Genomic DNA, 12,527 nt, shown 5'->3' on the forward strand with positions numbered 1-12,527 from the left:
GCAATCGTGACGCGCAATTTTGACAAAGCCGCTGCACTTAAATTAAAAAATAACCCCCTTCCTATCAGTACAGTGCTTACACGAAGTGATGCACCCGCTAAACCTGATCCGAGTGCATTAAATGCCATTGCTACGCTTTGGAGCATAAGTGCTGATAACCTGCTGTATGTGGGCGATTATTTGTACGACATTCAGGCAGCACACAATGCTAAAATGCGTGCATGTTTATACGCTCCAGATGAAACGCCGTCTTATGCAGATCAAGCCGATTACGTTTTGCATGATTTTTACGACTTAGTTGCTTTAGTTGAAAGCTACGCTAAAAAAGTAGAGTTATGTTAAATTAGCCGCTGATTAATTTCAGTTGTATACATTACCTATAAAATGCACGTAAGGTTTACTAGCCCAACTCGCTTTGAATTGTTAAAATATTAAAAAGTAATGTATTTATTAGAGGCACATAATGGGCAGAGCATTTGTAGTTCGTCAAAGTTCTATGATCAAAACAGCCAATGCAAAAACAAAAGTAAATTCAAAGTACGGTAAAGAAATTTACGTTGCGGCTAAAAATGGTGAACCCGATCCTGAAGTAAACCAAACTTTGCGTCGTCTAATCGAAAAAGCTAAAAAAGATCAAGTTCCTGCACATGTTATCGACAAAGCAATAGAAAAAGCAGCCGGTGGAGCAGGAGAGGACTATGCTGTTGCTCGATACGAAGGTTATGGCCCTGGCAACTGTATGGTAATTGTTGATTGCTTAACCGATAACCCAAACAGAACAATTAAAGATGTGCGTTTGCCGTTTACTAAAACTGACTCAAAAATAGGTACACCTGGTTGTGTAGCGCACATGTTTGATCATTACGCGGTATTGGGTTTTGCAGGCGATGACGATGAAGTTGTATTAGAAGCGCTAATGATGGCAGACGTTGACGTTGCTGATGTAGAGGCTGAAGATGGAAAAATTTCGGTTTTTGCACCGCCTACAGAATACTTTAAGGCTAAAACAGCGCTTGAAGACGCATTTGAAGGTATTAACTTTGAGGTAGACGAAATTACTTTTATCCCTCAAGTTAACATTGATATTGAGGACGAAGAGGTTATTGCTAACTTCGATAAATTTATAAACATGCTTGAAGACTGTGATGATGTACAAAATGTTTATCACAATGCAATTATAAAAAAATAACCTAACTTCGTTTATTTATAGCAAATAAAATTAAAAAGCGTGTTTTGTGTATACAAAACACGCTTTTTTGTATTTACAGAAATGTTAGGTATTCATAGAGGTTATTGATTTATGTGTTTCTATTTTAAAATGTGCACTTTTTATTGTATTTATACACATTGATATGAATACCGGTGTGCTTGTTATTTAATTTAAATAATAAAAAACCAGCCCTGAGGCTGGTTTTGACACGAAATAAACAATTAAGATACAGCGTTAAACATTTGGAGTGTATTAACTTTGCTGTAACTTATACTGTATACGGTAGCTATGTAATAACGGTTCAGTATAGCCACTAGGTTGTGTTGTTCCTTCAAGTACTAAGGCGAGGGCAGCTTGAAACGCAATACTATTGTTTAGTGTTTCAGGGCTGCTGGCCATTGGGGTATAGGCTTTATCGTGTTCGTTTTGGCCGTCTACTACCTTAGCCATTTTTGCCATTGTGGATGTAATTTGTTCTTGTGTACATATACCATGCAATAACCAGTTAGCCATATGTTGGCTTGAAATTCTAAGTGTTGCTCTGTCTTCCATTAGTCCGACATGGTTAATATCTGGCACTTTAGAGCAGCCTACACCTTGGTCTATCCATCTTACGACGTAACCTAAAATACCTTGCGCATTGTTTTCCAGCTCACTTTGTATATCTTCTTTTGAAAGTGACGATGGGTCTTGCATCAGTGGTGGAGTAAGCAGGTCGTCAAGGCTCGCTATGGCACGCTGAGCGATTGCGTCTTGCTCGCTAAAAACATTTATATCATGGTAATGCATAGCATGCAGCGTTGCAGCAGTAGGCGAGGGCACCCATGCTGTATTAGCACCCGATTTAGGGTGTGCTAACTTTTGCTCCATCATTAGCGCCATTTTATCAGGCATAGGCCACATACCTTTGCCTATTTGAGCTTTTTGGCTTAATCCACAGGCAAGGCCAATATCGACGTTGCGATCTTCGTAAGCACAGATCCACGGCTGTTGTTTTATTTCGGCTTTAGGGAGCGCAACACCCGCTTGCATTGATGTGTGAATTTCGTCGCCTGTACGGTCTAAAAAGCCAGTGTTAATAAATACAACACGTTGTTTTACTTCATTTATGCATGCTTTTAAGTTTACAGATGTACGACGTTCTTCATCCATAATACCCATTTTTAAGGTGTTTTTTGGTAAGTTTAATGCCTCTTCTACATGGGTAAAGAGTGTACTTGTAAACGCAACTTCTTCTGGGCCATGCATCTTAGGTTTTACAATATTAATGCTCTGTGCACTGCTATTTTTTACACCAGACGTTTTATTTAAGTCATGTAGGGCAGCTGTGGCAGTAAACATTGCATCCATTATGCCTTCAAAAACCGGCTCTCCGTATACGTCAGTAATAGCTGGGTTTGTCATTAAATGGCCAACGTTTCTGACAAACATCATACTACGGCCCTTAAGTGTTATAGCGGTGCCATCAATAGAGGTATATGTTCTGTCGCTCTGCAGCGTACGCTCTACGACTTTATCGCCTTTTTTAAACGATTCAACCAGATTACCTTGCATTAAACCAAGCCAGTTTTTATAAACCTGTACTTTGTCTTGTGCATCGACAGCGGCTACAGAGTCTTCACAATCCATAATAGTGGTTAGAGCCGCTTCAAGTACCACATCTTTTAAACCCGCTTTATCAGCTTGGCCAATAATATGATGATGATCTATCTGTAATTCTATATGTAAACCGTTGTTCTTAAGTAATACAACGCTTGGATTTTGTGCTTCTCCCTGGTAGCCAATTAACTGAGATGGATCAGCTAACGTGGTTTGAGAGCTGTCACGTAGCGTAATAACCAGTGCGCCGTTTACAACAGAATAGTTAGTGCTTTCTATATGCGAGCCGTTTTCAAGCGGGAGTGCTTTGTCTAAAAACTGGCGTGCGTATGCCATTACTTTAAAGCCACGAACAGGGTTATAGGTAGTGCCTTTTTCGGCTCCGTCATCTTCACTTAATACGTCAGTCCCATACAAGGCGTCGTATAAAGAGCCCCAGCGTGCGTTAGCCGCATTGAGTGCAAAGCGTGCGTTACTTACTGGAACAACTAACTGTGGGCCTGCTGTAACAGCTATTTCGGGTTCAACCTGTTGTGTTTCAATTTTAAAATTAGCAGGCTCTGGTACAAGGTAGCCAATGTCACTTAAAAAGCGTTGGTATTGCTCGCTATTCCACGTTTTATTTTCATTGTGGTATTGATCAATTTGTTGCTGCAGTTGTTCTCGTTTGGCCAGTAATGCTTTGTTTATTGGCGTAAGTGTTTGAACAATTTTTGCAAAACTTTGCCAAAATTGGTGTTCTGATAAGTGTGTACCAGGTAGTAGTTGAGTTTTAACAAAGTCAGCAAGCTCTAAATCTACGCTGAGTCCTGAATGTGTGAGAGTGTGGGTCATAATTGCCTTCCTTAAACGGTCGCCATAGTATTTGTGCGTTTGAGCAACAATAACGTAAAAAAGTCATGTTGAGTGTGTTTTTGATATTCACAAAAAATATAGTCGTAATAAAAACTATAAATTTACTAAATCTGAAAAATAAGCCTAATGTTGAACTAAGCGCTACGGAGCACTAGCAACGTTGCCACTCTCACAACATAAATTATTTATATACCCGTTCGAAGGACTTTATTATGACAACATATCAACGCGAAACCGATACACTTTCTACTTTATGCCAATCTCAAGGTAGTGCATGGCAGGCAATTAACCCAGAGTATGCAACTCGCATGCGTTTACAAAATCGTTTTCGCACTGGGATTGAAATTGCTCAATACACAGCAGACGTAATGCGTGAAGATATGGCCGCTTACGATAAAGATACAAGCCAGTACACACAGTCTTTAGGGTGTTGGCATGGATTTACTGCCCAGCAAATGATGATGGCTATTAAACGCCACCAAAAAACAACTAAACGTAGTTATGTTTACTTAAGTGGTTGGATGGTTGCTGCACTTCGCTCTGCGTTTGGTCCGTTACCAGACCAAAGTATGCACGAAAAAACATCTGTACCAGCGCTTATTGAAGAAATTTACACATTTTTAAAGCAGGCCGATGCCCGTGAGCTTGACCACTTATTTAATGATCTAGACGAGGCAAAAGCGAATGGCGGCGACGTTCAAGCTGTGCTTGATAAAATCGACAACTTTGAAACGCACGTGGTTCCAATTATTGCTGATATTGATGCCGGTTTTGGTAACGAAGAAGCAACCTACTTACTTGCTAAAAAAATGATTGAAGCCGGTGCATGTGCTATTCGAAAACCAAGTATCTGATGCTAAACAATGTGGTCACCAAGCGGGTAAAGTAACCGTACCTCACGAAGACTTTTTAGCAAAAATTAATGCGGTTCGCTATGCATTTTTAGAGCTAGGTATCGATAACGGTATTATTGTTGCTCGTACTGACTCATTAGGTGCTAGCTTGACTCAAAAAGTACCGGTATCACAAACTCCAGGTGATTTAGCAAGCCAGTATAATGCCTTCTTAGAGACGACACCTATTAATGGCGTAGAGGACTTGAACGAGGGTGATACGGCGATGAAAATTAACGGTGAGCTTTGTAAGCCAACTCGCCTTGAAAATGGTCTGTACCAGTTCCGTGAAGGAACGGAGAAAGACCGCGTAGTACTTGATTGTGTTACTAGCCTTCAATCGGGCGCAGATTTATTGTGGATTGAAACTGAAAAGCCGCACGTAAAACAAATTGCTGAACTTGTAAACCGCGTTAAAGAGCAAGTACCAAACGCTAAACTAGTTTACAACAACTCACCTTCATTTAACTGGACGCTTAAGTTCCGTGAGCAAGTTTATCAAGAGTGGGCCGAAGAAGGCCGCGACCTTAGCGCATACCCAAGCTTAGGCGACAACAAAGCATTGATGGCGCCAGAAATGGATGCAACAGAGCTTGCCGCTGCTGCTGACGTACTTGTACAGAACTTCCAACGTGATGGTGCACGTGAAGCAGGTATTTTCCACCACTTAATTACGCTGCCTACTTACCACACAGCAGCACTTAGCACAGATATTTTGTCAGAGGGCTACTTTGGTGACCTAGGCATGCTTGCTTATGTGCGTGATGTTCAACGTCAAGAAATTCGTCGTGAACAGGCTTCTGTTAAACACCAAGACCTAGCAGGTTCAAACATTGGTGATACACATAAAGAGTACTTCTCTGGTGATAACGCATTAAAAGCCGGTGGTGAAGATAACACCATGAACCAGTTCTAAAATTTCTAGATAGTGTTACTCAAGGGCCGTAAGGCCCTTTTTTTATGCGCAATGAAGTCTTTCTTAATAACAAGGTCTTTAGCCATATTTAAAGCGATTTTTTATGAGGAATAAGGCTTACATCAGGTTACTTAGGTATTGTAGATCATAGTTTTACTAACAACAGATTCACAGATCACGATTTAACTAGCTAACCGTATTTGTAGATCAGAGTTTAACTAACCGCTTAATTAAAGTGTTTTGTAAGTATTATTTTGCTGTAAAGGGGCTTAAAAGAGCAATGAAAGTATTGAAATGCGTTAATTTTTGCTGTTTTTAGCGCTTAAACTTAATTTATAAACCGATTTTTTACCAACGCTTACCTTCCACAAAACAAATTTTTACTAACTGAAAGGCTATAAACAGTGACTCAAACCGGTTTTTTACTAACTCAAGTTATAAAAAAAGCTATAAACCGAAATTTTACTAACTGAGAAATGGGTTAAGTCCGATATGAGATGTGTCATTAAAATGTAAAGGGGGTTTACACTTTGCATATATACAAAAGCCACTTTAAAAAAGTGGCTTTTAATAATCAACTCAAATGAAAAGTTATTTACTGTGCTTATCAAACCACCATTGAATATAAGCCACTTTAGTCATTAAGTTAGACGGGCGCGCTGTAATACCATGTGATGCAGCAGGTATACGAACCATAGCGGTGTCTACACCTTGTAGTTTTAGCGCTTGGTAGTATTGCTCTGTTTCAGAAATGGGTGTTCGGTAGTCAGCTTCACCTGTTAGTAGCATTGTAGGGGTAGTCACATTACCTACATAACTAATTGGCGAGCGTTTCATATAATGCTCAATGTGGTCCCAAGGTTTGCCTGGAAACCAGTAATCAGCAAAAAAAGGATAAAAGTCAGCAGTTAGTACAAAGCTGATCCAATTTATAACGGGTTTTGCAACAACGGCAGCAGCAAATCGGTCAGTGTGACCAACAATCCAAGCAGTTAGTACACCTCCGCCAGAGCCTCCGGTAACAAATAGTTTAGATTCATCAATAAATCCTTTTGCAATAAGTGCATCAACCCCAGTCATTAAGTCATCAAAGTCATTACTTGGGTAATTATGATGAATAGTTTGTGCAAACTCTTTCCCATATGAGTCACTTCCGCGCGGGTTCATGTATAACACCACATTACCTTTTGCTGCAAAAAGCTGAACTTCGGCACTAAAGTGAGGGCCGTAATTAGCCACTGGCCCGCCATGAATTTCGAGTACGAGAGGGTATTTTTTAGATTTATCAAATCCTGGCGGGTAGGCAATCCAGCCCTGTATAGGTAATTGGTCATGGCTTGATTTAAGCCAAATCTCTTCTACTTTAGCCAGTTGTTTATCACCCAGCGCATCGCTATTAAGCGTGGTTAAACGCTCAGTTTTACCGCGTTTAATAGTTGCTATATCTGCAGGGCGTTGAGTGTCGGCAAGTGTAAAAGCAATATCGCCGTTATTGCTTACATCAAAATCCCCGCCTGAGTATGGTCGGCCGAATGCCACACTGCCAATTTTTTCGGTGATCACCTTACGTTTACCACTACGAGGTTGGTAGGCGAGTGCGGTTTGGCCTTCATCGGCATAGCTAAAATAGAGGCCTTTTGAATTTGCGTTCCATTTTATTTGGCCAACGCTGCGATCGAAATCGCTAGTTAGGCTTTGGGTATCACCGGTTTTTAAATCACGAATATAAAGTTGAGTGTTCTCGTAATTAGTGCGCTTGTCATCGTAGCCAGTATAAGCAAGGTAACGACCATCAGGCGAGACTTTTGGCTGTTGATCTGGGCCATTTCTATCAGTGATGGCTTCAATGGTTAATGTAGTAAGGTTTAGCTTATATACTTCAGTATTTGTGGGTTTAAGCTGGTTATTTTCATGCCTATTAGCTGAATAATACAGTGAGCTACCATCTTTACTAAAGCTGACATCGCCAGCGCTATCAAATTCATCACGGGTAAGTTGCTTAGCATTTCCGCCGTTAGCATCAAGTATAAATAACTGATTAAAGCCTTTTTGTGAGTAGCCGCCGCCATCAGCTCTATAGTATACATCGTCAATAAATTTAGCAGGCTCTGCCCACGTAGCCCCTTTAGGTTTTCCTGGTAAATTGACAGGTGTTACGGTTTTGCTTGGTACAAACATACTGAACACAAGCTGGCTTGAATCGGGAGTCCAGTTAATAGCGCGAGGGCTACTGGTTAAATTACTTATTTTGGCAATAGCACCGGTTTTAAGCCACTTCATATAAATTTGGCTGCTACCATCGCGGGTAGAAATAAACGCTAAGCGCTCACCATCGGGCGATAAAACAGGGGAGTAGTCCATATGCACGCCAGACGTTAGTGGCTGCATTTGTTTGGTTTTATAATCAACAGACCAAATGTTTCCGACTTTTCGGTCTGTTTTTATATCCATGCGGTTTCGCACAAAATAAACGGTTTTGCCGTTGTCGGTAATATCTATTTGGTTGGCGTATTCTAAGTCGAATATATCTTGAAGTTGCAATGTGTGTGTATCGTCTTTTGCGCTGGCTAAATGGCTTGCACTTAATATAAGACTAAGAGCTAAAAACTGTTTCATTATTAATCCCTGTTGTTAACGTATGTACAGTTATAAGTGAGGGATTATTAAATTAACAGCACAATGCGATGAAGCTCATAATTAACTCTATGATTGCATTAATTTAGTAGAGTTATAAAAGCTGTAAAGGGGGTTTACAGCTTTCACGTATTAGTAAACTTTAGTCACAAAGTACTTTTATTTCTTTGATGAGTTCAATTGCATCATTATTGTCGCCATGAACACATAGGCTGTGCGCATTAAGCATAAGCTGCTTACCTGAGCGTGTGGTTACACTGCCATTTTGCAATAGCTGTTTTACCTGCGCCAATAAGGCGTGCTTATTTAGCACGCTGCCATCGAGCTTACGAGAAACTAAATAGCCTTCATCGGTGTACTGCCTGTCTGCAAACGCTTCGAGTATTAATTCAACATTAAACTGTTTAGCTAACTGAACGTGTTTTTCAGCGTTTTTGGTGGCTAAAATCATCAGTTTTAATCTGCTTGGGTAGCTCGCGACAGCAGATATAACGGTTGCTAATAGGTCGTTATTAGCCATCATATCGTTATAAAGCGCACCATGTGGTTTTACATAGCTTAAAGTTAGCCCCTGTATTTTTGCCATGCCTTCAAGAGCCGCTATCTGATAATGAATACAATTAGTTAGTTCGCTTGTTGATAACGCCATAGAGCGTCGGCCAAACCCCTGAAGATCGGGGTAACTTGGGTGTGCCCCTACCATTACGTTGTTTTGTTTAGCTAACTTTAATGTTGTTGCTATTACATCAGGGTCACCGCCATGAAAACCACAAGCAATATTGGCCATATTAATATGCGGCATAACTTGATCATCAAGGCCCATTTTCCATGAACCAAAGCTTTCGCCTAAATCACAATTGAGTTTCATGTTAATGGCCTTTTTGCGGTTTAATGGTAACAGGCAAGGTGCCATTGGCAGTGGCTTGCCCCACTATTACTTTAGCGAGTGCGGTAAACGCAGGGCCTGAAACACGCTCATGCTTGTCTACATCAATATTGTAAGCATAAGAGGCCAATACACTGTGAGCATAGTCGCAAAATTTGGCGATATCGTAAGGGGCTCTCAAACTTATAAATACAGTACGCTTATTAAATTTATTAGCCATGGCAAGCAGTGACTCAAGCGCTTTAGGTTGCTCTGCGTTATTTAAAGCAAAGCTTGGGTTATCGGCTAAGTCATCCATACCGCCAATCTCAACCGCACTTTGATTCGGCGTGGCGTTACCCGCTATAACAACATCAGCGGTTTTAATGCTCAGGGTTGCTTTCGCAGAGTCAAACCCTTGTAAGCTGCTACAGCTAAAAGTAATAGATGATGAACTTACCGATTCAATTGCTTGTTGCATAGCCATACATTTGCGCGTGTCGGGCATAATAATATGTATGTGTTGGCCATCATTTAAATTTAGCGGCAATGTATTTTGTGTGTTTTTTACTTGTGTTATTGCTGCTAGAGCAAGCTCTGCTTCTACTTGTCTATGCTGTTCGTTACCAATTATACTTTTTGCATGAACGACTGCATTAATAGGAGCAAACTCAGTGGATAACTCAAATGCATTTTTAAGTGAAACAATACGCGCAGCGGATTGTGATATTTCTTGCTCATCTAATTGATTTGATTTAACAGCGTTAACTAACGACTTAATAAGCTCATCAAGCTTTGTTATATCATCGGGAGTTCTTATTTCTATTGGCATAAGCGCAATATCAACGCCAGCTAAAAACGTATTTATAACCGCTTGAGTGGGTGAAAAAAACTGACTGATCCCTGCCATATCGAGTGCGTCGGTAACTACCACACCTTTATAGTTAAGCTCACCTCTTAAAATATCGGTAATGATAGTGCGCGACATAGTGGCGGGTTTAACCATTGTTTTGCCTTCTACAGAGACAAACGTTGAACTATCAAGCGCCGGATATTGTATATGCGCTGTCATGATCATACCGGGGTTTTGTTCGGCAATAATATGTTTAAAGGGGGCTAAATCTTGTTCGTAAATAATACTTTTTGAGTGGCCAACATTAGGAAGCCCTGTATGGCTATCAACGTGAGTATCGCCATGCCCCGGGAAATGTTTGAGCGATGTAATTATGCCATTACTTTCAAAGCCAGCAACTTGTGCTGCGCCGAGCTCACCCACACGTTGTGGGTTCTCACCAAACGAGCGTACATTTATTACCGGATTGTCTGGGTTCATATTTACATCAATGGTGGGTGCATAATTGACGTTGATACCCAGTGCGCTTAGCTCCTTGGCAATAACGGTTGCTGATTTAGTCGCAAAGTCAACGCCGTGCTGTTTATAGGTTGCACCAATAGACATATTACCCGTAAACGAGGTTGCAACATCACGCGGCAGCCGTGCAACTCGGCCGCCTTCTTGGTCTATTGATATAAATAGCGGCAGTTTGCTTGCTGATTTACTGGCAGCGGTTTGTAGTTGATTATTAAGCGCAATAGTTTGTTCAATTGACTGGGTGTTTTCTGAAAACAATATAACGCCACCAATGTTATAGTCGCTGATTGCTTGTGCCAATGGTTTTGGTAACTCTGTCATTGGTGTTCTGCAATGTGCACGTGCGCCTTGTTCACAAAAATAACGAAAGTCGAGTATTAACTTTTGTCCTAGTTTTTGCTCAAGAGAAAGAGCCGGTTTTGCAACCGTAGTAAGTGATGGCATTAAGCACCCAGATATAAAAATAATTGACGATAAAACATACTTATTTAGCAAAATACACTCCAAAGCTAAATAAAATGAACAAGTGAAAGCAGCTTATCTATTTTTTTATATAACTGCAAAATAAGCGCAGCCTAGTTACTACGGGGAAATATAACGTCACAGTGTAATAGATGGTTATTTGGTTGGTTATTAAAAATACACTATGTGCTCAAATATTAGATAATTAATGAGTGACGAGGTATAATTGTAAATACTTTTTAACAAAGTACTTGCTGTAATGGCAGTGTACTGTGGGCAGTTTACTTTTGCTGAATAAATTATTTCCTGTGCTTAATCTTCGTCTTCTTATTGTGCTGTTGGCTTTTTCTGCGTCGTTGGCAACGCTTATTAGTAGTTTTTATTCCACATACCAAGTACAAAAAGAGCAATTGATAAATCACACATTAAAAAGTAATTATGCCTATGCTAATAAACTTGCCTCAGCAACCGATAATTTCCTAGAGTCAGCAAAACAGCAGCTGGCCTATTCTGCAAATAAAATTGAGCAAAACATTAACGATGCTTCACTATTACAAGAAGAAGTAACACGCTTAAATTTGCAAACAAATAGCTTTAATTCAGTTGCTATAAATAAAAATGGAATCATACATGTTACGTCTCCTTATTTGCCTGAAATTATAGGAAAATCAATTTCCTCACCAGGCTCATCACAAGCTTTGAAAGAAAAAAAACCATTAATTAGTATGCCGTATATGTCGGCGGCTAAAAATTTAATTATTTTTATTTCGCATCCCTTGTTTGATAAAAACGGTAATTACTTAGGGTATGTTGGCGGTTCGCTCTATCTAAAAGAAAGAAACATATTAAATGATCTTCTAGAGCAACATTTTTATGAAGGAGGCTCGCACATATATGTGGTCGACGGGAATAAACAAATATTATACCACCCAGACAAAAAACGTATAGGAACAAGCGTTACCAATAACAAGGTGATCAATGCGGTTATAACAGGGCAGTCGGGCCAAGTTACAGTATTAAATAGTAAAAATGTAGAAATGCTCGCAGGGTTTGCACCTGTAACAGCTGCTAATTGGGGGATTGTCGCTCAGCGCCCAGTAATAGCAACGCTTGCTTCTCTAGATACATTAATTATGGAAGTCTTTGCAAGAACACTTCCCATGGCACTAGTCACCTTTATACTTATTGGTGTTTTTTCGCATTTTATTTCACGGCCATTAAAACAGTTGGCTAATAGCGTTAATAGGCTCGACGAAGCAAACAGTATAGATAAACTAAAACGCATTAAATCGTGGTACTTTGAAAGCCAAAAGCTAAAGCTCGCTATGCTTAACGGCGTAAATATATTGCATACACAAATCGGCCAGTTAAAACACGATGCTCAAACCGATCCGCTCACAAATACACATAATCGCAGAAGTTTAAATGGTTTGCTCAGCCAGCTTATGCTTAACAACACGCCGTTCGCTATTTTAGAAATAGACATCGATTTTTTTAAGCGTGTAAACGACACTTTTGGGCACGATAAAGGCGATGAAGCACTTAAAATATTAGCTGACATTATAAAAAATATCTCTCGAAAAGGGGATATTGTCTCGCGTATTGGTGGTGAGGAGTTTTTACTTGTATTGCCTCATGAGGACAGCCAAAGCGCCCTAAAAATAGCAGAACGATTACGCACCACGGTGGAAACAACTCAAATGAAAACAATCGGGTTCATT

7 protein-coding genes and 1 pseudogene are annotated in these 12,527 nt (G+C 40.1%); 4 read left to right on the plus strand and 4 right to left on the minus strand.

The features are described 5' to 3' along the window. A partial coding sequence (locus ATS71_RS19150; RefSeq protein ID WP_235591497.1) for an HAD family hydrolase occupies positions 1-342 on the plus strand: 342 nt, incomplete at its 5' end. 121 nt (positions 343-463) lie between these two features. Continuing rightward, on the plus strand, positions 464-1,189 hold the full coding sequence (locus ATS71_RS14210; protein ID WP_058405417.1) for a YebC/PmpR family DNA-binding transcriptional regulator: 726 nt from the start codon (positions 464-466) through the stop codon (positions 1,187-1,189). A 273-nt stretch (positions 1,190-1,462) separates the two neighbouring features. Here ATS71_RS14210 and ATS71_RS14215 read toward each other — a convergent pair whose 3' ends face one another. Then, positions 1,463-3,643 carry a malate synthase G gene (locus tag ATS71_RS14215; protein WP_058405418.1) on the minus strand — a complete coding sequence of 727 codons (2,181 nt, stop codon included), beginning with the start codon at positions 3,641-3,643 and terminating at the stop codon, positions 1,463-1,465. A 233-nt stretch (positions 3,644-3,876) separates the two neighbouring features. On the opposite strand from ATS71_RS14215, the pseudogene ATS71_RS14220 reads away from it, so the two are divergent. Next, a pseudogene (locus ATS71_RS14220) lies at positions 3,877-5,473 on the plus strand (isocitrate lyase). 591 nt (positions 5,474-6,064) lie between these two features. On the opposite strand, the gene ATS71_RS14225 reads toward ATS71_RS14220, so the two are convergent. From ATS71_RS14225 to ATS71_RS14235, 3 genes are all read right to left on the minus strand, one after another. After that, positions 6,065-8,089 carry a S9 family peptidase gene (locus tag ATS71_RS14225; protein ID WP_058405419.1) on the minus strand — a complete coding sequence of 675 codons (2,025 nt, stop codon included), beginning with the start codon at positions 8,087-8,089 and terminating at the stop codon, positions 6,065-6,067. Between the two features lie 160 nt (positions 8,090-8,249). Further along, positions 8,250-8,975, minus strand: coding sequence for a 5-oxoprolinase subunit PxpA (locus tag ATS71_RS14230; RefSeq protein ID WP_058405420.1), 726 nt, complete (start codon positions 8,973-8,975; stop codon positions 8,250-8,252). Between the two features lies 1 nt (position 8,976). After that, positions 8,977-10,788, minus strand: a complete 1,812-nt coding sequence (locus tag ATS71_RS14235; protein ID WP_058405421.1) for a glycoside hydrolase family 3 protein — start codon at positions 10,786-10,788, stop codon at positions 8,977-8,979. A gap of 305 nt (positions 10,789-11,093) precedes the next feature. Between ATS71_RS14235 and ATS71_RS14240 the strand changes: the two genes are divergently transcribed. After that, the coding region (locus tag ATS71_RS14240) for a sensor domain-containing diguanylate cyclase (protein ID WP_235591498.1) at positions 11,094-12,527 on the plus strand (1,434 nt) is incomplete at its 3' end.

The sequence above is a fragment of the Pseudoalteromonas sp. H71 genome (assembly GCF_001468485.1).
Taxonomy (GTDB): domain Bacteria; phylum Pseudomonadota; class Gammaproteobacteria; order Enterobacterales; family Alteromonadaceae; genus Pseudoalteromonas.